This is a genomic window from Microcoleus sp. AS-A8 (assembly GCA_039962225.1).
Lineage (GTDB): Bacteria > Cyanobacteriota > Cyanobacteriia > Cyanobacteriales > Coleofasciculaceae > Allocoleopsis.
In genome coordinates this window covers 533,942-554,403 of record JAMPKV010000001.1, presented here as the reverse complement: position 1 = coordinate 554,403, position 20,462 = coordinate 533,942, and the positions used below count along the sequence as shown (strand labels likewise).

General features: G+C 46.8%; 25 protein-coding genes. 14 read left to right on the top strand and 11 right to left on the bottom strand.

Annotated features, from left to right (window positions below; translation table 11 throughout):
* Nucleotides 1–17: 17 nt before the first annotated feature.
* Entirely contained in the window at nucleotides 18–1,415 is a 1,398-nt protein-coding gene (locus NDI48_02120; protein MEP0829997.1) for an ammonium transporter, read from the bottom strand.
* A gap of 459 nt (nucleotides 1,416–1,874) precedes the next feature.
* Here NDI48_02120 and NDI48_02115 point away from each other — a divergent pair, with 459 nt between their 5' ends.
* Nucleotides 1,875–2,330, top strand: a complete 456-nt coding sequence (locus NDI48_02115) for a hypothetical protein (protein ID MEP0829996.1) — start codon at nucleotides 1,875–1,877, stop codon at nucleotides 2,328–2,330.
* Between the two features lie 255 nt (nucleotides 2,331–2,585).
* Here NDI48_02115 and NDI48_02110 read toward each other — a convergent pair whose 3' ends face one another.
* The gene (locus tag NDI48_02110) at nucleotides 2,586–4,217 is read right to left on the bottom strand and encodes an ammonium transporter (GenBank protein ID MEP0829995.1); all 1,632 of its coding nucleotides are present in this window, start codon (nucleotides 4,215–4,217) and stop codon (nucleotides 2,586–2,588) included.
* Between the two features lie 722 nt (nucleotides 4,218–4,939).
* Between NDI48_02110 and NDI48_02105 the strand changes: the two genes are divergently transcribed.
* A complete protein-coding gene (locus tag NDI48_02105; protein ID MEP0829994.1) occupies nucleotides 4,940–6,187 on the top strand; it encodes an S-layer homology domain-containing protein in 1,248 nt (415 codons plus the stop codon).
* Between the two features lie 68 nt (nucleotides 6,188–6,255).
* On the opposite strand, the gene purE is transcribed toward NDI48_02105, so the two are convergent.
* Nucleotides 6,256–6,783, bottom strand: a complete 528-nt coding sequence (gene purE / locus NDI48_02100) for a 5-(carboxyamino)imidazole ribonucleotide mutase (GenBank protein MEP0829993.1) — start codon at nucleotides 6,781–6,783, stop codon at nucleotides 6,256–6,258.
* Between the two features lie 91 nt (nucleotides 6,784–6,874).
* Between purE and nagA the strand changes: the two genes are divergently transcribed.
* From nagA to NDI48_02070, 6 genes are all read left to right on the top strand, one after another.
* Nucleotides 6,875–8,056, top strand: coding sequence for an N-acetylglucosamine-6-phosphate deacetylase (gene nagA, locus NDI48_02095; GenBank protein ID MEP0829992.1), 1,182 nt, complete (start codon nucleotides 6,875–6,877; stop codon nucleotides 8,054–8,056).
* A 121-nt stretch (nucleotides 8,057–8,177) separates the two neighbouring features.
* On the top strand, nucleotides 8,178–8,783 hold the full coding sequence (locus tag NDI48_02090; protein ID MEP0829991.1) for a site-2 protease family protein: 606 nt from the start codon (nucleotides 8,178–8,180) through the stop codon (nucleotides 8,781–8,783).
* 257 nt (nucleotides 8,784–9,040) lie between these two features.
* Nucleotides 9,041–9,727 carry a magnesium protoporphyrin IX methyltransferase gene (bchM, locus tag NDI48_02085; GenBank protein ID MEP0829990.1) on the top strand — a complete coding sequence of 229 codons (687 nt, stop codon included), beginning with the start codon at nucleotides 9,041–9,043 and terminating at the stop codon, nucleotides 9,725–9,727.
* A gap of 39 nt (nucleotides 9,728–9,766) precedes the next feature.
* A complete protein-coding gene (locus tag NDI48_02080; GenBank protein ID MEP0829989.1) occupies nucleotides 9,767–10,273 on the top strand; it encodes a hypothetical protein in 507 nt (168 codons plus the stop codon).
* 29 nt (nucleotides 10,274–10,302) lie between these two features.
* Entirely contained in the window at nucleotides 10,303–10,704 is a 402-nt protein-coding gene (locus NDI48_02075; GenBank protein MEP0829988.1) for a hypothetical protein, read from the top strand.
* Nucleotides 10,705–10,721: 17 nt separating this feature from the next.
* Nucleotides 10,722–11,099, top strand: coding sequence for a DUF423 domain-containing protein (locus NDI48_02070; GenBank protein ID MEP0829987.1), 378 nt, complete (start codon nucleotides 10,722–10,724; stop codon nucleotides 11,097–11,099).
* A gap of 76 nt (nucleotides 11,100–11,175) precedes the next feature.
* Here the strand turns inward: NDI48_02070 and NDI48_02065 are convergent, their stop codons facing one another.
* From NDI48_02065 to NDI48_02055, 3 genes are read right to left on the bottom strand one after another with little or no spacing between them, the layout of a single operon-like run.
* Nucleotides 11,176–11,739 (bottom strand): Uma2 family endonuclease, encoded by a 564-nt coding sequence (locus NDI48_02065; protein MEP0829986.1) that lies wholly within the window; start codon nucleotides 11,737–11,739, stop codon nucleotides 11,176–11,178.
* 40 nt (nucleotides 11,740–11,779) lie between these two features.
* Nucleotides 11,780–12,313, bottom strand: a complete 534-nt coding sequence (locus tag NDI48_02060) for an SMI1/KNR4 family protein (protein ID MEP0829985.1) — start codon at nucleotides 12,311–12,313, stop codon at nucleotides 11,780–11,782.
* A 9-nt stretch (nucleotides 12,314–12,322) separates the two neighbouring features.
* A complete protein-coding gene (locus NDI48_02055) occupies nucleotides 12,323–12,637 on the bottom strand; it encodes an HNH endonuclease (protein MEP0829984.1) in 315 nt (104 codons plus the stop codon).
* A gap of 98 nt (nucleotides 12,638–12,735) precedes the next feature.
* Here NDI48_02055 and NDI48_02050 point away from each other — a divergent pair, with 98 nt between their 5' ends.
* Nucleotides 12,736–13,743 carry a hypothetical protein gene (locus NDI48_02050; GenBank protein MEP0829983.1) on the top strand — a complete coding sequence of 336 codons (1,008 nt, stop codon included), beginning with the start codon at nucleotides 12,736–12,738 and terminating at the stop codon, nucleotides 13,741–13,743.
* Nucleotides 13,744–13,785: 42 nt separating this feature from the next.
* On the opposite strand, the gene NDI48_02045 is transcribed toward NDI48_02050, so the two are convergent.
* Nucleotides 13,786–14,022, bottom strand: a complete 237-nt coding sequence (locus tag NDI48_02045) for a helix-turn-helix domain-containing protein (protein MEP0829982.1) — start codon at nucleotides 14,020–14,022, stop codon at nucleotides 13,786–13,788.
* Between the two features lie 262 nt (nucleotides 14,023–14,284).
* Here NDI48_02045 and NDI48_02040 point away from each other — a divergent pair, with 262 nt between their 5' ends.
* Genes NDI48_02040 through NDI48_02030 form a run of 3 tightly spaced genes read left to right on the top strand, consistent with a single transcriptional unit; the run spans nucleotide 14,285 to nucleotide 15,292 of the window.
* The gene (locus NDI48_02040; protein MEP0829981.1) at nucleotides 14,285–14,572 is read left to right on the top strand and encodes a hypothetical protein; all 288 of its coding nucleotides are present in this window, start codon (nucleotides 14,285–14,287) and stop codon (nucleotides 14,570–14,572) included.
* Nucleotides 14,569–14,895, top strand: a complete 327-nt coding sequence (locus tag NDI48_02035) for a hypothetical protein (GenBank protein MEP0829980.1) — start codon at nucleotides 14,569–14,571, stop codon at nucleotides 14,893–14,895. Before NDI48_02040 ends, NDI48_02035 begins: the two co-directional genes overlap by 4 nt.
* A gap of 7 nt (nucleotides 14,896–14,902) precedes the next feature.
* Nucleotides 14,903–15,292 (top strand): hypothetical protein, encoded by a 390-nt coding sequence (locus NDI48_02030; GenBank protein MEP0829979.1) that lies wholly within the window; start codon nucleotides 14,903–14,905, stop codon nucleotides 15,290–15,292.
* 78 nt (nucleotides 15,293–15,370) lie between these two features.
* On the opposite strand, the gene asnS is transcribed toward NDI48_02030, so the two are convergent.
* A complete protein-coding gene (asnS, locus tag NDI48_02025; protein MEP0829978.1) occupies nucleotides 15,371–16,762 on the bottom strand; it encodes an asparagine--tRNA ligase in 1,392 nt (463 codons plus the stop codon).
* Between the two features lie 189 nt (nucleotides 16,763–16,951).
* Between asnS and NDI48_02020 the strand changes: the two genes are divergently transcribed.
* Nucleotides 16,952–17,356: an NUDIX domain-containing protein gene (locus tag NDI48_02020; GenBank protein ID MEP0829977.1), complete on the top strand. Its 405-nt coding sequence runs from the start codon at nucleotides 16,952–16,954 to the stop codon at nucleotides 17,354–17,356.
* Between the two features lie 3 nt (nucleotides 17,357–17,359).
* Here the strand turns inward: NDI48_02020 and NDI48_02015 are convergent, their stop codons facing one another.
* Nucleotides 17,360–17,752, bottom strand: a complete 393-nt coding sequence (locus NDI48_02015; GenBank protein ID MEP0829976.1) for a DUF2203 domain-containing protein — start codon at nucleotides 17,750–17,752, stop codon at nucleotides 17,360–17,362.
* 47 nt (nucleotides 17,753–17,799) lie between these two features.
* Between NDI48_02015 and NDI48_02010 the strand changes: the two genes are divergently transcribed.
* On the top strand, nucleotides 17,800–18,093 hold the full coding sequence (locus NDI48_02010; GenBank protein ID MEP0829975.1) for a DUF6439 family protein: 294 nt from the start codon (nucleotides 17,800–17,802) through the stop codon (nucleotides 18,091–18,093).
* On the opposite strand, the gene NDI48_02005 is transcribed toward NDI48_02010, so the two are convergent.
* Complete coding sequence (locus NDI48_02005; GenBank protein ID MEP0829974.1) at nucleotides 18,082–18,531, bottom strand: anti-sigma regulatory factor; 450 nt, start codon at nucleotides 18,529–18,531, stop codon at nucleotides 18,082–18,084. The genes NDI48_02010 and NDI48_02005 overlap by 12 nt on opposite strands.
* A 489-nt stretch (nucleotides 18,532–19,020) precedes the next feature.
* Complete coding sequence (rlmD, locus tag NDI48_02000) at nucleotides 19,021–20,415, bottom strand: 23S rRNA (uracil(1939)-C(5))-methyltransferase RlmD (protein ID MEP0829973.1); 1,395 nt, start codon at nucleotides 20,413–20,415, stop codon at nucleotides 19,021–19,023.
* Nucleotides 20,416–20,462 lie beyond the last annotated feature (47 nt).

Sequence of the window (20,462 nt, the reverse complement as noted above, 5' to 3'; positions counted from 1 at the left end):
TCGGTAGAACAGACAGGTTAACGCAATTCCCCAGAGGCTCCAGACAGACCCAATCCGGACGTAAATTCCTCTCCGTAACCTTCTTCACCATGCTCATTAATATCCAAACCTTGTTCTTCTTGTGAGGGTTTGACCCGCAAGTCCATAACAAAACTGAGAAGCTTGAGAATGATGAAGGTACCCACAGCCGCAAAAATGTAGGTTGCGACAACACTTACAATTTGTGGCACTAATAGTCCTGCATTCCCATAAAGTAACCCATTATTTCCGGCACTATTCACCGCTTTGGTGGCAAACACTCCCGTGAGAATTGCACCAACTGTACCACCGACTCCATGTACAGGGTAAGTATCGAGAGAGTCATCAAACTGCAACTTGACTTTCAGGCTGACGGCAAAGAAACAGCAAACCGACGTAATAGAACCCATCAAAATCGCCCCGATGGGAGTGACAAATCCTGCGGCGGGAGTAACGCCGACGAGTCCTGCGAGAAACCCACTGGCAATCCCCAGTGCCGTTGGTTTGCCTCTGAGTACCCATTCCAAAATGACCCAGGTAAGACCTCCAGAGGCTGGAGAAACTGTCGTAGCGACAAAGGCGACGGTGGCGAGAGAGCCGGCTCCTAAGGCACTACCGGCATTAAATCCGAACCAGCCAAACCACAGTAGTCCAATTCCCAACAAAACGAAGGGGAGATTATGGGGTGCAGCGGGTCGATCAGGGTAGGTTTTACGCGGACCAAGCATCCAAGCCGCTACTACGGCAGACACGCCAGAGCTAATGTGGACGACTGTACCGCCCGCAAAGTCCAACGCGCCCAGGGCACCGATCCAGCCTTTGCCCCAAACCCAGTGCGCCAAAGGAGAGTAGATAAAAGTAGACCACAGAAGGATAAAGAAGAAATACGCCTTGAAACTCATCCGTTCCACAATGGCTCCTGAGATCAGAGCCGGGGTGATGATGGCGAACATCATCTGATAAACCATAAACACCTGATGCGGAATCGTTGGGGCATAGCCAATGGGATCGGGTTTGTCGAAGGCAACGTTGTTTAAAAACATCCAGTTGACATTGCCAAAAAACTTTTCAAAGCCTTGGGCAAAACCGTCCTTGAGGGTAGAAACCTCGAAGGCTAAACTGTAACCCCACAAAACCCAGGTCACACCAATTACGGCTATGAGGATCAGGCTCATCATCATGGTGTTGAGGACGTTGCGCGATCGCACCAGTCCCCCATAGAAGAAGGCCAACCCTGGAGTCATCAACAGCACAAGAGCCGACGACACTAACATCCAGGCTGTATCGCCACTATTGACAGGATTAGCTTCCGCTGTTTGAGCCATTGCACTACCCATGAGTGGGCCGCACAAGAACCACAGGGCAATAGCCCCGAAGGCTAAAACTTTTTTTAGCATTTCGTTTGAATCCTCTACGTATGTCTCTAGTCAGAAATGTATCTGATTACACCAATTCCCTAACGGTCTATCTGTATCAGAAACTACAGAAGATGGCATGAAAGATAAATTTTTTAAATATTTCTAACAAACGTTTCCTGATGCTTCCGTTGCCCAGTCACACAAGCCAGTGATCGGCTCTCTCTGGCTGGAGCCAGAAAAATGAGTGAAGCGGGGGTGAGAAGGAACTGCAATTTTCATTCATGCAGAATTTGCATGACAACCTTCCTCCTTTTCATGAGCTGAGCCAAAGGAGGGTGGACACTTAGCAGGATAGGAGACATATAATCGTATCATAAGCTACAGAATATGCGGTTAGCTTGTGAATATGCAACGGTTAGAAAAGATTTTAAGTACGCATAGATAAGTTGAAAGCGAATTTTTAACTCCTCCAGCAGCGGAACTTATCCTCAAGTCTTTATGAAGCGTAAATTTTTTAGTCTTATTTCTGTCTCCTGTGCCACTTCAATATGGCTAGCACCGACGCCAGAAGCCTTCGCGCATAGTATCGAGCTTCAGGCAAATGTAGAAGTGCCACAGACGTTGATGTATGAGAAAGGCAACACTAGAAGTGATAGTCCTGTCTTAACGAACCCTCAAGGATTGAGCCTAAAATCTCAATTCCCTGGTGAGAGTACAACCTCTTTTATTACTGCCGCTTCTCAGTCCGCTGAATCTAGTCAACCGAACTCCTCTACTCAAACCGCTCAGGTCAATACCAATAACATCGTAGGAGGAATTTTTGTCATCTTCCTCTTAATTGGCTACGTCTTAGGAGGCCTTCAGTATAGAAAATATCGTTCGCGTCGGGCGGCAATTCTACTTCAGCAAATTGAAACCTTAGAAAGAATCTGGAAGATGGAGCGCTATCGATAGATCAAGGCAATCGTGAAAATTGCGATCGCAACGACAACCTCTTTGCCAGAGAGTTAGCTTCAGATCATTCCCAGGTTTTTGCCCAAAAAACAGAAAGAGTGGCTTCAACCTGAACACCACTCCTTTATTCGTTAACTAGATAACAGTGAACCAGAGTTGCTACGACTCTCACAGATGCCTTGAAAACTGAAGGTTTTTCTTCGACAAATCAAGCAATTAGGCGTAGAAAAAGTTGCATGTGTTTCCGCTTAACATTTACCGCATCGGGCTATCAATTACATTACCCGTGCTACCAGCTATACCACTAGACCTACTATGAAGGCCGCTTGCACCCGTTTCCTTGAGAAAACCACTGTAGGCTTCCATTCCATGTTCGCCAATATCTAAACCTTCTAGTTCTTCTTCTGGAGTCACACGAATACCCAGGGTTGCCTTGAGTGCCAGCCAGAAGATAGTACTCAGGAGAACAGTTGTTCCTCCTACTGTCAAAATGCCAACAATCTGAGGAATAAGTGTACTGACACCCCCTCCAAAAAGTAGTCCATGTGGTCCTACAGGCTTACCTGCAAGGTCAACCATCCAAGGAAAACCACCAGGACCAACACTGAACAAGCCCACGGCTAGGGTTCCCCACACACCGCAAACGAGGTGAACAGACGTAGCACCTACGGGGTCATCAATCTTGATTTTGTCAAAGAAAGTGACGGCGAAAACAACTAGGATGCCCGCCACAACGCCAATGATCGCAGCGGACGGAATGTTAATCCAAGCACAACTGGCTGTCACTCCAACTAAACCTGCTAGGATACCGTTGATAATCATGGAGAGGTCAGGCTTACCCATATACAGCCAAGCCGTAGCGGTGGCAGCCACACCACCAAATGCCGCCGCTGTATTGGTGGTGATGGCAATATGAGCGATCGCACCAGGGTCAACTGCCATGGTGGAACCTGGGTTAAATCCAAACCACCCTAGCCAGAGAATCAAGCAACCTAAAGTTGCAATACTCATATTGTGTCCAGGAAGTGCGGTGATTTGACCATCCTGATATTTACCCAACCGAGGCCCCAAGAAGGCCGCCCCCATCAGGGCTGCCCAGCCTCCAACCGAGTGAATCACCGTAGAACCCGCAAAATCCCAGAAGCCTAATTTCATCAGCCAGCCACCGCCCCAAATCCAGTGTCCAGTAATCGGATAGGCAATCCCCACGAGTAAGAGGCTGAAAATCAAGAAGTCAATGAACTTAATCCGTTCAGCTACAGCACCAGAAACGATAGTTGCTGCTGTTCCAGCAAACACCAATTGGAAAAAGAACTTGGCTAGCAGCGGTACTCCAGTCCAATTGAGGGAACCGAATATTCCTTTGTAGGCTTCTCCGGTTGCGGGACTGTTATCTGCTCCACTTAAAAAGAATCCGCCAGTCCCAATAAAATTATTTCCATCGGCGAACATCAAGCCAAAACCAATGACCCAGAAGGCGATGCTAGACAGAGCAAACACAATCAAGTTCTTAGCCAGAACGTTGACAGCATTCTTTTGGCGGCAGAAGCCCGTTTCTAACATACAAAAGCCAGCGTTCATAAAGAACACCAACATGGCAGCAACCATGACCCACATGGTATCTAGACCCACCTTGAGGTTGGCTAATTGCTCTTCGGTGCTGGGAGGAGCCTGAGCAACAGCGGCATAACTCCAAACCAAGAAAATAATTGAGGCTAGGGGGATGCAGGCTTTCCAACTGGGACTCAGCCGCTTAATTCCAGCCGTCAATTTCTGGAAAAATAAAGATGTACTCAAAAATTGGCCGGGTTGACTTGCCTGGTGTCGCCTCCTTTGATTGGGCGATTTTTTCTTATTGAAATTTTTTTTGAACCTTAGTCTAGACATCTTCACTGAACTTTCCTTAATGTGTGAAACACATCCCCATGTTTAACCAAAAAGCTGTCAATCAATCCAAATACAATTTGCAATCACAGCTTACTTCATAGAATCTGTACGAGATAAATCGGCTTCTCTTTACAGGTTCTACTGTCAGTTGTTAGAGTACTGCTGGCTTAAGCCAGCAGTCACTTTTCTAAGCTGAATTGTCATCTATAAGACAAAACCGTACAAATAAGTGGGGAGATAGTCAAGAGGCTGAATTCCTCTAAATAGCAGGTTATTCAGAGTCCAGAAGTTTCAAGTTTTGTATGTTCTCAATCCGGTTTCTGTATCAAAATATACTTTTTGCATCTGAGACTGTGAAACTTGAGTCGGTTCCAGAGGAGGGAAAAATATCTTAGGCAGCTTACTTAGTTGTAAATAGCTTTCAGAAAAAGAAGGGGAAAGGTTCTACCTTGTCAATACTATATTTAGATTTTTGATGGATTTTTGGCAATTTTTTTTGTTTATTTAACTAGTTCTTTGAAGCCAGTCATGGCAAATTTTAAGATATTAATTCTCTATGATGGCAGCATTTTTTTAGTTTTTTGTAAAAAAAATTAAAAAATTGGAACTTTTACGGTCTCCCTTTCGTCTCCGTCTGCAATAAGTGAAGGCAAAGTCTGTAGCCTCCGAAAAGCCAAAACTTCGGTAAGGTTAAATAATTCTTTTTTAGAGGACAGTGGTTTATGTCTCGTTTGTCTGTTTGGAACTCAGGAAGCTCTGCCCTGTTGGTTTTGGGATTAGCTGTTGGTGCCACCGCGCCAATTGTAATTTCAGCACCAGCTACCGCTGCTAACTTTGTAGATATTCAACGTCACTGGGCGCGACCCTTCATTGAAGCCTTGGCGCAAGAAAACCTGATTAATGGATTTTCAGATCAAACCTTTAGACCCGATCAACCGGTGACTCGTGCTCAGTTTTCGGCAATGATTCAACAAGCCTTTGACGAGAGTAACGTAGAGTTCGATCAGGTTGCCGCTGACGATTGGATCAGCCGCGACTTTGGCAATAACAGGACTAACAGGGCATCGAGTCGTCAGTCGCGTTTATCTGGCCCCCTGAGCAAAGCGCAGGTGCTTGCTGCCCTAGCGGATGGTTTGGGCTTGTCTCCAAAAGGTTCAGTGAATAATAGCTTAAGCGTCTACAGCGACGCCTCAAGAATCCCTAGCTATGCACGAGAAGCCGTAGCGGCTGCTACACAAGGGGGAATCGTTGTCAACTATCCTGATGTTACCTATCTCGACCCCACTAAGACTGCAACCCGTGCTGATGTTGCCGCTTTTATTTATCAAGCCTTGGCCAATGAAGGAGTATTAGCTCCCATTTCCAGCCGAACACAAGCGTCTAGCTATATTGTGCGAGTGGATTCTAACACTAATCAAACCATAAGCAACCGCCCTAATAACCAAAATGTAAGCACCAACAGAAATACCCGAACGGTGCAATACAAAGTGACAAAAGGAACGCCCATCAATATTGAATACCAGCAATCAGAGCAGATCATTTTAGCTCCTGGCGAAACTCGAAACCTGACATTAGTGGTTGCTGAAGACATCAAAAACTCACGGGGAGAAATCTTAATTCCAAGGGATAGTGAAATAGAGGGTCAAATTGTATCGCGTTATAGTGGCGCTCAGTTTCTAGGCGCTCAATTCGTGGCTCAAAGATTGATCATTGCTGATGAATCCTATAACAATATCAACGTAACATCCTCACTTCTGACCACTCAGCAACCTGAGGCTCCCAAGGCACCACGAAGCCTAGGAGAGGCTGCAATTAATGTCCTGACTGGCGTCTTAACAGGTCGCTCTTCTACGGCTAGCCAACAACAGAAACCCATTGTTCTTGACCCAGCCATCGATTTACAGTTGACCGTTGGTTCTGACTTCTACGTCAATAGCATTACTACCATCTCAACACCATCTGGAAGATAAGGAAACATCCCTAAAGCCGTGATCGTGATTTAACCCTTCCCCTATCTAACACTAGATTTTCTCTTGACTTAAGGCATTTTCGTTAAGTATTGTTGGTAGCCCAGTTCGTCGAGCTGGGCTTGTTTATCTAAAACAGATTGAGCTAAATTGTGGCGATATTGCTGTACTTTTTCGAGTAATTCTGGCTGGTGAGAGGCCAAAATCTGCACGGCTAACAAACCTGCATTTTTGGCATTGCCGATCGCCACTGTAGCCACTGGAATTCCCGCAGGCATTTGCACAATCGAGTAGAGAGAATCAACGCCTTGTAAGTGGCGAGTGGCTACAGGAACGCCAATCACAGGCAAAGGCGTCAGCGAGGCTACCATTCCCGGTAGATGAGCCGCTCCTCCAGCTCCGGCGATAATCACCTTAAGGCCACGTTGATGGGCTTCTTGGGCGTATTTCACCATTCGTTCTGGGGTGCGGTGGGCAGAAACGATCGCCACTTCGCAGGGCACACTGAATTCTTCACAAACTGCGATCGCACCCTGCATCGTGGGTAAATCTGAATCGCTGCCCATAATAATGCCAACTAAAGGTTTGTCAGTAGTCATTGGTCAAAGGGTTGAAGGTTAGAAGGTTGAAGGTTGAAGGTTGAAAGTTATAAGCTGCAACACATTCAACCAAAGAAAGGATAAAGCACACATGTCTCCCAATCTGGATATTATCAATGCTCGTGTGCCCGGTTATCAGGGTTTGCAGCAAATTAGGGTGGATGAGCAGGGCATTATTGCCTGCATTGAGCCGATGGACAGCCAATTATCTATAGGGGCAGCTCATGAATCGTTACAGATGGATGTGGCTGGGGATTGGGTGTCGCTGGGGGGTGTTGATTTACAGATTAATGGGGGATTGGGGTTAGCATTTACGGACTTGAGTCTAGATGATAAATACACATTAAAAGAAATTTGTCAATACTTATGGAATCAGGGCGTTGATGCTTTCCTGCCGACTCTCGTCACGACTTCGGTGGAAAATATTCAGCGATCGCTTTCCGTCATGGCTGAGTTTACTAAGGGGGGGCGAGAAGATGTTGCTCAGATTTTGGGTGTCCATTTAGAAGGGCCATTTCTCAATCCCCAAAAACGAGGAGCACATCCCGCCGAGTACTTGCTGCCGTTGACGATAGATCAGGTGAAGCGGGTGTTGGGGGATTATGCCCATATTGTGAAAGTGATGACGCTGGCACCGGAATTAGACACAACGGGGGAGGTGATTCCTTATTTGCGATCGCTTGGGATTACTGTGAGTTTGGGACACTCTCAGGCAACAGCTACGCAAGCTGAAGACGCCTTTAAACTGGGAGCATCAATGGTAACTCATGCCTTTAATGCCATGCCGGGGCTGCACCATAGAGAACCGGGACTTTTGGGTGCTGCCCTTATTTATCCTGGCGTCTACTGTGGTCTAATTGCGGATGGGCAGCATGTCAGTCCAACGATGATACAGCTACTTCTACGTGCGGGTTGCTACGAGAAAGGGCTGTTTTTGGTTAGCGATGCCTTGGCACCGATCGGATTATCAGATGGGGTTTACCCTTGGGATATGCGCCAGATTGAAGTGAAGAATGGCACAGCACGACTACCCGATGGTACCTTGGCGGGGACAACGCTGCCGTTGTTGGTGGGGGTCGAGAATTTGGTGCAGTGGGGGATGTGTGGAGTAGAAGAAGCGATCGCACTGGCTACAGAAGCGCCTCGACATGCGATCGGTCTACCTGGAATGGCTGTGGATCAAGCGGCAAATCTGTTGCGCTGGCATGTGGATGAAGCAACATCCAAACTCACCTGGCAACACTTAATCCTGGAAAAAACTATAAGCCATTAAAGTGGCGTTTGTGCAAGCCTAACAAGACTGAATAATTCCGTTAATCACCCGATGAATTGCATAAGAAGCAGAGGTTAGGGAGATAAGTACTACAGGTACTGTCTACTCCTAAGCACAACCTATGTTGATTAACGAATTACTCATCAACCCCTTAGTCTTCTTCCGGATTATCGTCATTGTCATCGCTTCTGTTTGCCTACACGAACTCGCTCACGGGTGGGCGGCTGTCAGCCAGGGCGATGAGACGCCTAGAAAAACAGGTCATTTGACACTCAATCCAGTAGTTCACATGGGTTGGTACTCCATCATCTTCCTCTGTATTGGTGGCATTTGCTGGGGTCAAATGCCTGTAAATCCGTCTAAGTTCCGCTCTCCAAAGTGGGGAAATATTCTGGTATCTGCCGCAGGGCCATTGCTCAATCTCGCTCTGGGTATTTTGTTTCTGATATTGCTCAAAGTATCTTACAACTCCCCTTTAGAGGGAATTGTCAGTTCTCAATTTCTGTTGCTAGGGGCACGCATCAACTTGATATTGTTTCTGTTTAATCTTCTCCCCATTCCACCATTAGATGGGTTTCATGTGTTTAGTGAATTTTTCCCTAGCTTTAAACCGCTGGAAAATAGCCCTTATGGATTGTTGGCTTTAATGATTATCTTTAGTGGTGGTTTTGCATCTGGACTGGGGGAGATTGCCGATTTAATTATCACAGCCGTGAGTGGGATGTGATGAACTCATGAGTTCTGCGATCGCGTTAAATTGTTAAATCGAGCATTACCCAAAAAGACAAAAACTTACGTCATGTTATTAACAGGTTGAGTGTTATGAGTTGGATGAGATGAGGAATCAGGGTAATCAGGACAATCTTGCTCTTACCCTCAACCCCCACTCCCACAAGGGGGAGAGCCGGAGCAGGATTTACCCTCTATCCGCAACAACTGGTAAAGTAAGTAACCGTCCCCAATTCCTCATGACCATCCAACTTTATGAACACCATTGATGACAAAATCGTTGTCAAAGAATATTTTAATGCTACGGGATTTGACCGTTGGCGGCGGATTTACGGCGATGGCGAGGTGAATAAGGTTCAGCTCGATATCCGCACTGGACATCAGCAAACCGTCGATACCGTCCTCAGTTGGCTGGAGGCTGATGGCAATTTAGCGGGTTTGTCCATCTGTGATGCAGGATGTGGCGTTGGTAGCCTGAGTATCCCCTTGGCGAAAGCGGGTGCTAAAGTCTTTGGCAGCGATATCTCGGAAAAAATGGTGGAGGAAGCCAAGGATAGAGCCAAGGATAGCTTGGGTAATGCGGACAATCTTACGTTTGCCGCACAGGATTTAGAGGGATTGAATGGCAAATACAACACCGTCATTTGCCTGGATGTGCTGATTCACTATCCCCAAGATAAAGCCGCCCAAATGATTGCCCATCTTGCCTCGCTTGCCGAGTCTCGCCTAATTCTCAGCTTTGCTCCCAAAACCTTGTGCTACAGTTTGCTCAAGAAAGTTGGAGAGTTGTTTCCAGGACCGAGTAAAACTACCCGCGCCTACCTGCATCGTGAAGCCGACATTATCAAAATATTGGAAAGTAATGGCTTTTCAATTCAGCGTAATGCGATGACGAGTACTCGCTTTTACTTCTCTCGCCTTCTGGAAGCTACCCGTCAATGAGGTTAGAATTTTGGTGACCTTGACGCATTCATTGAATCAATGAAGCTCATCAAGAAATTGCCAGCAGGCTTTCTCCTGACGCTAGGAAGTATTTGTTTGTTCGCCGCAGCTTATGCCCCATTTAATCACGAAATTAGCCCGGAGGAGCAACGCAGCGAAGCGCTCGCTTGTCTCCTCTTTGGCTTACCTGTGACTGGCGCAGGCGGATGGATGGCTTGGCGGTTGCATCAACAAGGGAAGAACAAAAGACGCGATCGCCTCCAGTCAATCTTTTACGGACTGCTCAAAAAAGGCAAGGGTCAGCTCACAGTTCTCCAGTTTGCGATGGAGGCAAAGCTAACCGGAACTGAAGCAAGGCAATTTCTGGATGAGCAAGCTAGAGAGTTTAATGGCAATTTTGAGGTTAACGATCAGGGCGAAATTTTTTATTTTTTCAACATTGGAGCTATTGATTCTCAATCTCAATATATAGAGGCTTCAAGTTATACAGTTCCTACCGCTTTACCCAAAAAAAAGAAGCGCAAAAGAAAAAGAGATTTAAACTAAATAGAATTAATCCAGGCAGAATTGTAACCATGAAGGCATTCAAAAAAATCTCTGCGGGTTTGCTCCTTACCATTGGATTTGTGTTTTTGATGGTTCCAGTGGTGGTGCTAACGAGGCAAGACGCAACCCCAGAGGATCGGATGGATGCCATAGGTGGTTCTGTGCTGGGTTTTCCGGCGGCTGCCTGGGGAGGGTGGTTAGCCTGGAGCCTCAAGCGCAAAAATCAAAATGAAGGATATGATCGCCTTCACTCTACGTTTTACCGATTGCTCCAACAAGGTAATGGGCAAATTACCGTCATGCGGTTTGCAATGGAGGCTCAGTTATCGGCGGCGGCGGCAAAGCAATATTTAGATGAGAAAGCTAAAGAGTTTGATGCTGATTTTGGCGTTAATGAAGAAGGTGGTATTTTCTATTACTTTATTCTTTAGGTGATTAAAGTTGATTTATGACTCGAATTTTTATTGTTATTGCTGCCATTTTGGCAGGCTTAGCCGTGGGTGCTGGAGCGTTTGCCAGCCATGCCCTAAAAGAAAAGCTAACTGAGCGTGCCTTGGAAATTTTTGAGACTGGCGCTCGTTATCAGATGTATCATGCCCTAGCGTTGCTGATGGTGGCATTGTTGTTAACCCGTGCTGAGAGTTCGCAAAATTTATTGACGGCATCGGGTTCGGCTTTTATTGTTGGCGTTGCTCTGTTTTCGGGTAGTTTATACGCCTTGAGTTTGAGTGGGATTAAGTGGCTGGGTGCGATCGCGCCGTTGGGAGGTGTGGCGTTTATGCTGGGTTGGGGGTGTCTGGCGATCGCGGCTTGGGGTTTCAAGTGAGGTAAAGGTGCGATAGCTTGCGCTGCTGCTTGTCAGCAGATCGCACTTGTAGTTGGAGCATTTGGATAGTTGACTCTTAATTTTTCGATAATCCTGCTTTTCTGAAAACTTGCTCAGGAGTGAGTTGCAGTTCAGGGAAAATCGGGTCTGCTAGTGACATCGTTCCCGTGCAGGTTTGAGGGGGTGCATCGGGATAAAAGACGGTGATACTTTGAGCTTGCGTATCTACAATCCAAACTCTCAGGATGCCCGCTACTAGGTAGTCGGTGGCTTTAGCTGTGAGTTCTCCAAAGGTTCGTCCAGGAGAAATAATTTCAATGGCAAGTTCGCAAGGGATAGGACAAGCCTCATCCTTTATCCAATCTGCTGCTAGACGTTCGTAGGAAATGTAGAGGAGGTCTGGTGTTGGCACCCAGTCTTTCCCTTGGCGTTTCAGGATAACTGACCATTCTGTACCCATTCGACCTCGACCCTCACACCACTCACGGATAAGAATCAGTAGAGCTGACTGCACCATTGAATGAAAAAACTTGGGTGACATCTTGGGTACAGCTTGACCATCGATTAACTCACAAGCTACATCATTGTCTGGCAGTGCGAGAAATTCTTCTAGGGTGAGTTGGTGTTGAGATTTGACCATTGCGGATGTCTCCAGATGAGTGTGCTACCTTACCTGTTACTCAAGCCGTGAGTTGGGCTTGGTTCTCCCAAAATTTGTCTCCATTGGCTGCTAGAAACTGACTCAAGAAATTTTCTAAGGAGTTGGCAGCAAGATACCATTCCTCACGGGAGTCTAACGGTAGTGCAATTATCACATTGCCGAAGTCTGGGGCAGTGGCATCGCACCGTAGTACAAGAAGGTCACTATCACCCAGGAACTCTGCGATGATTAAGTCTCCGGGACAGAAATCTTCTTGCCTTTGGGTAATTCGTTTGTCTTGCTCTGTAATAACCCGATCTGGAGACCAGAATATTAGACCCCACTGCCCATAGGTTACATCCTCAAATAAATGTAACCCTGATGTTCTATCCCACAGGTAGATGATAGCTAAGGGCAAAGTAATTCCGAGTGACTCCTCAAATGCCTTTTTATCCCAAGGTTGGGGTGGTAGAACTTGACAATGCATTGGCATTGGAATGGATACATCTGGAGAATCAACAATGCCTATAGATTCAATGGTATGGATTAATTTATCGATGTCTTGTTCTGCCATAATTAACTGCTACCAGTCCCGCCAGAAGGCATTGAATTCGTCGATGTGAACCTGTCTCAAAACAGGGACAAGATTCTCGAAATCGTTTGTCCCACCGTATTCTCTGGGTTTGATGTGGTGGATATCATATAGGCTCCAGCCTCCAGGAGGAGTGTCGTAACCTCTGCGATACCATTCTGCAATATACTCCCCACGCTCTTTCCTTCCCCACGCCACTCTGTCAGACTTCGGAACTTTAACTATGTCCCCAGTTGGAAACGGGATTGGGTTGTTTGTTCTTGGGTCAATGACACAGGGATAGGGTTTGCCAGCTCGGTTCACCATAAATTTTATCTCTGTAGCTTATCTATTAACAGTTAAGCTTTTGAGAATGTCATAAATTGGTGGTGAGACAATTCTCAGTTTTCTGAGAAATTATCAGTATGACCCCAAAACAAGTAAACGATATCTTCAATAAGCTACCGTCCAAGCGCCGAAAGGTACTTGTAGGGTTTTTAGCAGGTCATAGTCGGGAAAAAATCATGATTGATGCTGATATTCCCAGTGATGCTGCTCTAACAGGTCATTTGAAGGAGCTGTATAAGAATTTCCGCATCGATACTGCTTGGAATGACGCAGATGATCGGCGCTCAGGGGCACGTAAGTTACCATTGCTGATTTCTTTATTTGCCAGGTATATGCCTGAGTTAATCAGCGATCGCATTCCTGAAGTTCTTGATGCTGTGGAGCAGGAAGAGGCAATCGCCAAGCCGTCCCAAGAATTAGTAGAGAGCAAGGCGGGTTCAGGGGAGATTTTGATGTCTTTTGCTACCAGTATTCTGGAGCAAATTGGTTTCAACCAAAAATTTCAGGTGAATCGAACCTCTCAATATACAGGCTATCGGCTCAAAAAACCTGGAGAAAGAGCTAAAAGCTATCTACTTGTTTTAACCCAATACAAAGAGGGGTTATGTATTTCTATTTCTAGAGATATCTTAAATCCCTATGTACTAGAGTTGAAGTTTTATGATGATGTTTGGGTAAGGAATGAATATGACTATGATGAAGCTGACTGCCAAGAGTTTAACCATCTATATTGGGTGATACCCAGTAAAGAAGATATTTTTTTGGGGATAAGCCAAGATTACAAAGATATTTTTTCTGGTGAATCAACAGGTAGTTTTTATCTCGATCCAAAAGGAATCGATACTGATGACGTAATACATAAACATTTACAAGGATTCAAACTTAAACGTAGCGAAGCTCCTGGTTTTGATTGGCATTTCGATCACGGAGATCTCATAGCTCGTCTAGACCAGAGTGATTGCTGCATAAGCATGAATAACATCGATAGACTTTTTCCACATACTCGGAAAGCGTATATCAATTCAAGGGAAATCCTAGAGGAGTTTATTCATTACTTTGGAGAAATTTTCATGGATAACTATTAAAGAATATTGAGGATGTTCATCGCTCACCTAATCACTTTGGGATTACGATCGCACTGCGCCAAAGTCATCCGGCATTTCTTCTAACGTCCACTTCAGTAGCCGACAAAGCGCTTTGACTTCGCGAGGAGTCATCTTTGGCTCATATATGCCTGTCTCCCAATTACTGATGGTTTGATCGGTCTTCCCCAGAGCTAGGGCAATGTCTCTTTGCGTTAAGCCTAGTTCCTCTCTTCGCTTTCTTAGGGGTGACTCTCGCTCTTGCTGTCGTTCTTCCGTCATTCTTTCCAAGCAATATTATCCAAGCAGACTTGACAAAACAATTACAAGTTTGCTTGGATAAGATATATAGGATAAACAAGTAGGTTATCTGGAAAGCCCCAGTCTGGAGCAGTTGCCTCCAGCGCTTCTCAGATGCCTGCCCATTCCTCAGTGTCTTACATAACCGTCATTCCACCAACACCTAGGAAGTGACCGATGGTCGCCAACTTTGTTATGCCTTCTCGGTGAATTGACGGGCATCCCTCTATCAATCCGAATATCCATGAGGAAATCAAAAGCGACCGAAGCCTTACGAGTCGCGACAGATGTTGCTGCCATCCGAGCAGCACTCAATAAACGCGGCTACACAATTCGTAAACAACCCAAACAAGCAGCCTGGGCTATTTCTGTGAAGCCAAACGAGAGCTATCTGCTGACCTATCAACCCGCTCCCCTCAGCGCCTGGGTACTCCATCCCCAAAACGACCAACCCAACCGCCAAACCCTCTTAACCCTCATTCAAAACACATTAGCCAAACAACCCAAAACCACTACCAGCAAAGTCTCATGAACTACAAAGCTCAACTTTATCCGTGGTGCATCATCTGCCCCTTCCCCAACATGCGGACTCAAATCGTCGGACGCTTCCGCAACCGCAGTGACGCCGAAGGACATCTGCGAGTCCTCAAGCGAATGATTCCAAGTGTTGCCTACCAAATTATGTTCGACATCACGCCAGAATGCAGCGATTCGGAAGACCTCTCCTCCAACCCCTCTCCTCCTAGGAGAGGGGAGTTAGATTCAGGCTCCCCCCTTCCCTTGAAGGGAACCGGAGCGACCGGAGCTTTAGTGAGGATGAGGAGGGCTGGGGGGGTTAGGTCAACCGAGGAGTGAAACCATCATGACCCGATTATTTCGCCGCCTCCAACCCGCTCAGAAATTCCGAATTACAATAGGCGCGATCGCACAACTCCTAAAAATCCCCAAACACCTAATTGTGCGCGTCGAATGCTGGGCGTATGTCCTCTTTGTCCATCGCGGGGATCGGGGCGGACAATTCATCAGTTACCGCCAATTGCGACAATGGCAAAATGCCGTTGCCTGCCAGATTCAAAACTGCTCAACCTGGCAACAACTGCGATCACTATGGCTTGCGATCGAACACGATTACACCAAACACAAAGAACAGTACGCCGATGAGCATTACCCATTTTTGTGCCAATTCTGGGCAAAACATTGGGCAATTCTTGGGAAAAAACCAGACTTAGGTCTCTTACTCCCCCCTTTTTAACCGGAGCTTTAGTGAGGAGGGCTGGGGGGATCTAATTAAAACTCTCCCGTTTTCAAGGGCGGTTAGGACGGGATCTCATTAAAACTCCGCACTCAACGGCGTCCGAGGGAACGGAATCACATCACGGATATTCCCCATACCCGTCATAAACTGCACCACCCGCTCAAATCCCAAACCAAACCCTGCATGAGGTACAGTACCGTAGCGACGTAAATCCAGATACCACCATAAATCCTCTGGATTCATCCCCTGACTCTTAATCCGCCTCTCCAAAACATCCAGACGTTCTTCCCGCTGAGAACCGCCAATAATCTCACCAATCTTAGGCGCGAGAACATCCATTGCAGAGACAGTTTTCTCGTCATCGTCCAAACGCATATAGAAGGCTTTGATCCCCACGGGGTAATTGCTGACGATCACGGGCTTTTTAAACAGTTCTTCTGCCAAGTAACGCTCGTGTTCGGATTGCAAATCTGCACCCCACTCAACGGGAAACTCAAACTTACGGTCTGCTTTTTCCAAAAGTGCGATCGCATCCGTATAAGTAATCCGCTCAAACTGGTTATTGATAATATTCTCCGCCGTTGCCAGAACCGTATTATCAATCCGCTGGTTGAAAAATTCCATGTCCTCTGGACACTTCTCCATCACCGACTTAAAGATGTACCTGAGGAACTCCTCCGCCAAGTCCATGTCCCCTTGCAAATCGCAGAACGCCATCTCAGGTTCCACCATCCAAAACTCTGCCAGATGTCGGGAGGTGTTAGAATTTTCTGCCCGGAACGTGGGGCCAAAGGTGTAGACATTGGAAAATGCCATTGCCATCACCTCAGCTTCCAATTGCCCACTGACGGTTAGGTAAGCGCGGCGTCCAAAAAAGTCCTGGCTAAAATCAACTTCTTGATTGTCAGTCTTAGGAACGTCTTTTAAGTTCAGGTTGGTAACGGTGAACAACTCACCTGCCCCTTCACAATCACTTGCTGTGATAATCGGGGAGTGAACCCACAAAAAACTTCGCTCTTGAAAGAACTGATGGATGGCATTAGCACAAGCATTGCGGACACGGAAGACAGCACCCAAGGTATTTGTGCGCGATCGCAAATGCCCAATTTCCCGCAAAAACTCAAAGGAATGGCGTTTCTTTTGTAATGGGTATTTTTCGGGATCAGCCTCGCCATAAACCTGCACAGACGAAGCCTTTAACTCAATTCGCTGCCCTTTCGCCGGAGACTCTACCAGCACACCCGTCACTTCTACAGAAGCGCCAGTGTTCACTTGCTTGAGTACAGCTTCATACTCTGGCAAGTCAGAATTGAGTACAACTTGCAAATTAGCCATCGATGAGCCATCGTTGACCTCGATAAAAGCAAATCCCTTCAATTCCCGTTTCGTGCGTACCCAGCCTTTGATGGTTACCGATTCGTCAGGCTGACCGTTTCGTAATAGTTCTACAATCCGTTGAGTTACCATGTTTCAGACAATCCCCAATAGGTCAATCTAATAAACAATACAAAATACTAAGAAAAGCAATCAGCATTAACCTCAGTTTAATCACTATTGCCTGCGGGGATCGGAGGAAAACTGAGAGCGCTGAATCAATTTTGAGCAAAAGGAAGGGTAAATTCTGTGGAGCCAGATATTAGATTACGAATCAGCGTTATGGGTTTATTTGTCCAATCTGGCACTGTACTAATGATTCACAAAATGACAGGGCCAGAACCCGACTGCTGGGACTTACCTGGTGGTGGACTCCAACCCGGTGAACCCATAGTTCAAGCTTTAAAACGAGAAATCCGGGAAGAGACGGGTTTAAGGGACGTTAGAGTCGGAAATCTCTTAACCCTTGTGGAAGGCTTTTTTGCCAATTGGCGAGGAAAGCTGTTACATTCTTTGATCATCATCTACGAATGCGCTGTTGAGGGCGAATGTGTGGTTTACCCAACTGGGGATCGCGAAGTGGGAACGAAGGGAGTCCTGTGGTTACCCGTTACTGAGTTAACTCGTGATACCTGCTCAACTCGTAGCTGGAAAGCTTTGCAAGATATTGGCCTTGTTGCAACCTAAAAGTTAGCCAGCACAAGACTTCAGTATCCAACCAACAACCACACCCAGTCCTCCAAAGCGAACAGCTTGCCAAAAGGGTTCCTTGAGACTGCCCCAAGAAAATAGTCGGCTTTCTAAATTTAGTTCTATTGTTTCCAGTTGCTCTTTAATTTGCTTTAATTCTGCTTGCAGCGCTTGCCTATTGCTACTTTGGCGCGGTGAGTGCCTGATTTGTTCTCGACGATGCTGGAGTTCGGCTTTCCGCTGGCGATCGCGCTGTACCTGCTCATAGCGTTCCTTTAAAGCTTGCAGATCTCGCTCTACTTCTGACAAAGCCTGCTCAAAGTCGTCTGCATCGGTATCCGGCTGGTTTGGGTCTGAACCAGAAGGCGAGCGCTGTAGGGGATCTTCAGGCATATTCAATTTGCAGTAAAGTAAGAGTAATTGAGAATGAACCTGAAGTCATGCCTGAACCCACTCAACTGACCAAAATCAATGCGCTTAGTGAATTTAGTACTCTTGAACTCGCGCAGGCGCTTGCAGAGCGTCTGACTATCACGCCCAATGATTGGCACCGATTAAAATCTAATCGCAAAGCCAGAGCTTGTGAACAAGCTACTGCCGCCTTGGTATTCCTACTGAAGGAACAACCTGAAGAAGCTCTGATCCGATTCCAACAGGCGTCACGATGGCTAGATCGCTCAATCTCTGCGCCTCCATGCCCCTCTCATGGGGATCATGGTAGATCAGGGAATTAAGGGCAATCGGGAGCGGCTGTTTACCTGTTTACAGAGTCTTAGTTCTGTCCCCTGGCGATTCCAATGAACTCGATCGAAAATTTGGTGGAGAAGACACAACCCTCTACCATTTTCTGACTCATCACACGGCAGGATACAGCCCTCTTCGTCATGGTTACAACTGGTGTGAGAAAAACCGGAACCTTCGTCTGATATTACCCACCAATATTCATCATGAGCTACTGAAAATTGAACCACTACTGTCTTGCTTGGGTCTAAATTATTGCCGTGCTTTGCCGCATTCACTAAAGCCTCTTGCAGTCCAAGCCGGATTTCCGGCTGCCATTGATGGGGGATCTGTTCAAGAAGCAAATCGAGAATTGGGGCAAGGTAGAGGGTAGAAGCGAAGCTAATCGTTCCCCAGTTGCGCCCTATGGGACGCGTTGATATAGCAATCACTCAAGAAACCTCTAGCTTTTATTTGGTGGACTCTATACTTTACACAGCTAGTTGCTGTGCCTAGTTGCCGTGCCAATTTAGTCTCAGTATTTCCCAAACCAGAGGCTCTAGCTTAGGCATGACTAAGTTGTCCGGGCTGTTGAGCGTCAGCTCCAAAAATCTTTAAAATCCGCACAGACATAGCGTGGAGATTTGGCGATTGTTTGGAACTGCTCTACAACCTTTTCCGTGGATTGGCTACAGCTACTGCTTGCTTGCCAACGGATAGTAATGAAGTGCGCTTACTTCTTGCCTCTAGAGGAGTAGATGTTCTCTCGCTTAATAGCGAGGAACCTTTACTTTCCATTGTATCGAAACACTTTCTTAAACACCAGAGCTATGTCTCAAATCAGTCTAGAGACTGGGTTGAAGGTTGAACATTCCAAACTTTGAGCTGGGTCTTTTTCCTCTGGGCTAACTTTCAACTCTTCTTCCCAATCTCTTCCTGGCTCAGCGCACTAAAAAGGCAGCACACTCAACATGAGGCGTTTGGGGAAACAAGTCAGCCGGCTGAACATGGACTAGTTGGTAACGACCTGTATGACACAGAAGTTTCAGATCCCGTGCCAAGGTAGCGGGCTTACAGCTGATGTACACAATGTGTTTGGGGGCACTCATCAGCAGAGCCTCGATGACTGCGCGATCGCATCCCTTACGGGGTGGGTCGAGTAATACGACATCTGGCTTGATTTCTAGTTGAGGCAGCAAGGTTTCTACTGCTCCAGTCTTAAACGTCACATTACTGATCCCGTTGAGCTGGGCATTAAGTTGTGCTTGCTCCACGGAGGCTGGGTGTACTTCTAAACCCATGGCCTGCCGAACACGTTGTGCTAGGGGTAGGGTGAACGTACCGATGCCACAGTAGGCATCAAGTAGTATTTCATCCCCTTTGAGCGTTAGCTGTTCCACAATGGCATTTAACAGCGCCTCAGCCACTTCGGTATTGACTTGGAAAAACGTTTCAGCTTTCAGTTGTAGCTGAAGACCCGCAAATTCTTCCCGTAAATAAGGCTGACCTGCAATACAACGAGTTTCATCCCCAAAAATCACATTCGTGCGGTTTGGATTTCGATTCACACAGATGCCCACCAGTTTGGAATAACGACTCAGCCACTTTTGGGCTTGGGCATCAAGGTTCTGTAACCTCCAGTCCGTTGTTACCAAGGTCAACAACATTTCCCCTGTCCGCCGTCCAATCCGCAGCGATAGGTGACGCAACCGTCCCTGATGGCGCTCTTCGTTATAGACTGACCACCCCAACTGCTCGATGTCCTGCTTGATTTCTGCCAACAGGGGGTTCAATCGCGCATCTTGTACAGGGCATTGATTGAGATTAATCAGTTGGTGGCTGCCTTGGTGGTAATAACCGGCCTGCACTTGACCCGTTGCTGAACGTTTCAGGGGATAGGTTGCCTTATTGCGATAGGCAAGGGACGTTTCAGTGGTTAAGATCGGGGCCACAGAGGGTGAAGTGAATCCGCCAATGTGTTCTAGAGCTTGGATGACTAAGTTTTGTTTTGCTTCTAGCTGGTAGTGGTAATCAATATGTTGCCACTGGCAGCCGCCGCACTTATCCGCCACGATGCAGTTCGGTCGGATGCGGTGGGGAGACGGCTCCAAGAGTTGGTGAACCTTACCATTGGCATAGTTGGATTTGACGCGGACGAGGCGAACTAAAACGCGATCGCCCGTTACGGTATCGGGCACAAAAATGACCCGACCTTCCAGGCGTCCAACACCTTCGCCTGTATCATTTAGGTCTGTAATCGTCACCTCCACTAGCTGACCTTGCTGCCAAAAGTCTGGGGTGGGATCGCGACTTTTTTGATTTGTATTGCCAGTCATCTGGGTTGTAGACACAGTCTTCTCCTCCCTTTATTTGTGTCGCCTTG

Bases quoted from the DNA above. Each gene is read 5' to 3' on its own strand.
- NDI48_02120 (MEP0829997.1), bottom strand. From the start codon at position 1,415: ATGCTAAAAAAAGTTTTAGCCTTCGGGGCTATTGCCCTGTGGTTCTTG.
- NDI48_02115 (MEP0829996.1), top strand. From the start codon at position 1,875: ATGAAGCGTAAATTTTTTAGTCTTATTTCTGTCTCCTGTGCCACTTCA.
- NDI48_02110 (MEP0829995.1), bottom strand. From the start codon at position 4,217: ATGTCTAGACTAAGGTTCAAAAAAAATTTCAATAAGAAAAAATCGCCC.
- NDI48_02105 (MEP0829994.1), top strand. From the start codon at position 4,940: ATGTCTCGTTTGTCTGTTTGGAACTCAGGAAGCTCTGCCCTGTTGGTT.
- purE (MEP0829993.1), bottom strand. From the start codon at position 6,783: ATGACTACTGACAAACCTTTAGTTGGCATTATTATGGGCAGCGATTCA.
- nagA (MEP0829992.1), top strand. From the start codon at position 6,875: ATGTCTCCCAATCTGGATATTATCAATGCTCGTGTGCCCGGTTATCAG.
- NDI48_02090 (MEP0829991.1), top strand. From the start codon at position 8,178: ATGTTGATTAACGAATTACTCATCAACCCCTTAGTCTTCTTCCGGATT.
- bchM (MEP0829990.1), top strand. From the start codon at position 9,041: ATGAACACCATTGATGACAAAATCGTTGTCAAAGAATATTTTAATGCT.
- NDI48_02080 (MEP0829989.1), top strand. From the start codon at position 9,767: ATGAAGCTCATCAAGAAATTGCCAGCAGGCTTTCTCCTGACGCTAGGA.
- NDI48_02075 (MEP0829988.1), top strand. From the start codon at position 10,303: ATGAAGGCATTCAAAAAAATCTCTGCGGGTTTGCTCCTTACCATTGGA.
- NDI48_02070 (MEP0829987.1), top strand. From the start codon at position 10,722: ATGACTCGAATTTTTATTGTTATTGCTGCCATTTTGGCAGGCTTAGCC.
- NDI48_02065 (MEP0829986.1), bottom strand. From the start codon at position 11,739: ATGGTCAAATCTCAACACCAACTCACCCTAGAAGAATTTCTCGCACTG.
- NDI48_02060 (MEP0829985.1), bottom strand. From the start codon at position 12,313: ATGGCAGAACAAGACATCGATAAATTAATCCATACCATTGAATCTATA.
- NDI48_02055 (MEP0829984.1), bottom strand. From the start codon at position 12,637: ATGGTGAACCGAGCTGGCAAACCCTATCCCTGTGTCATTGACCCAAGA.
- NDI48_02050 (MEP0829983.1), top strand. From the start codon at position 12,736: ATGACCCCAAAACAAGTAAACGATATCTTCAATAAGCTACCGTCCAAG.
- NDI48_02045 (MEP0829982.1), bottom strand. From the start codon at position 14,022: ATGACGGAAGAACGACAGCAAGAGCGAGAGTCACCCCTAAGAAAGCGA.
- NDI48_02040 (MEP0829981.1), top strand. From the start codon at position 14,285: ATGAGGAAATCAAAAGCGACCGAAGCCTTACGAGTCGCGACAGATGTT.
- NDI48_02035 (MEP0829980.1), top strand. From the start codon at position 14,569: ATGAACTACAAAGCTCAACTTTATCCGTGGTGCATCATCTGCCCCTTC.
- NDI48_02030 (MEP0829979.1), top strand. From the start codon at position 14,903: ATGACCCGATTATTTCGCCGCCTCCAACCCGCTCAGAAATTCCGAATT.
- asnS (MEP0829978.1), bottom strand. From the start codon at position 16,762: ATGGTAACTCAACGGATTGTAGAACTATTACGAAACGGTCAGCCTGAC.
- NDI48_02020 (MEP0829977.1), top strand. From the start codon at position 16,952: ATGGGTTTATTTGTCCAATCTGGCACTGTACTAATGATTCACAAAATG.
- NDI48_02015 (MEP0829976.1), bottom strand. From the start codon at position 17,752: ATGCCTGAAGATCCCCTACAGCGCTCGCCTTCTGGTTCAGACCCAAAC.
- NDI48_02010 (MEP0829975.1), top strand. From the start codon at position 17,800: ATGCCTGAACCCACTCAACTGACCAAAATCAATGCGCTTAGTGAATTT.
- rlmD (MEP0829973.1), bottom strand. From the start codon at position 20,415: ATGACTGGCAATACAAATCAAAAAAGTCGCGATCCCACCCCAGACTTT.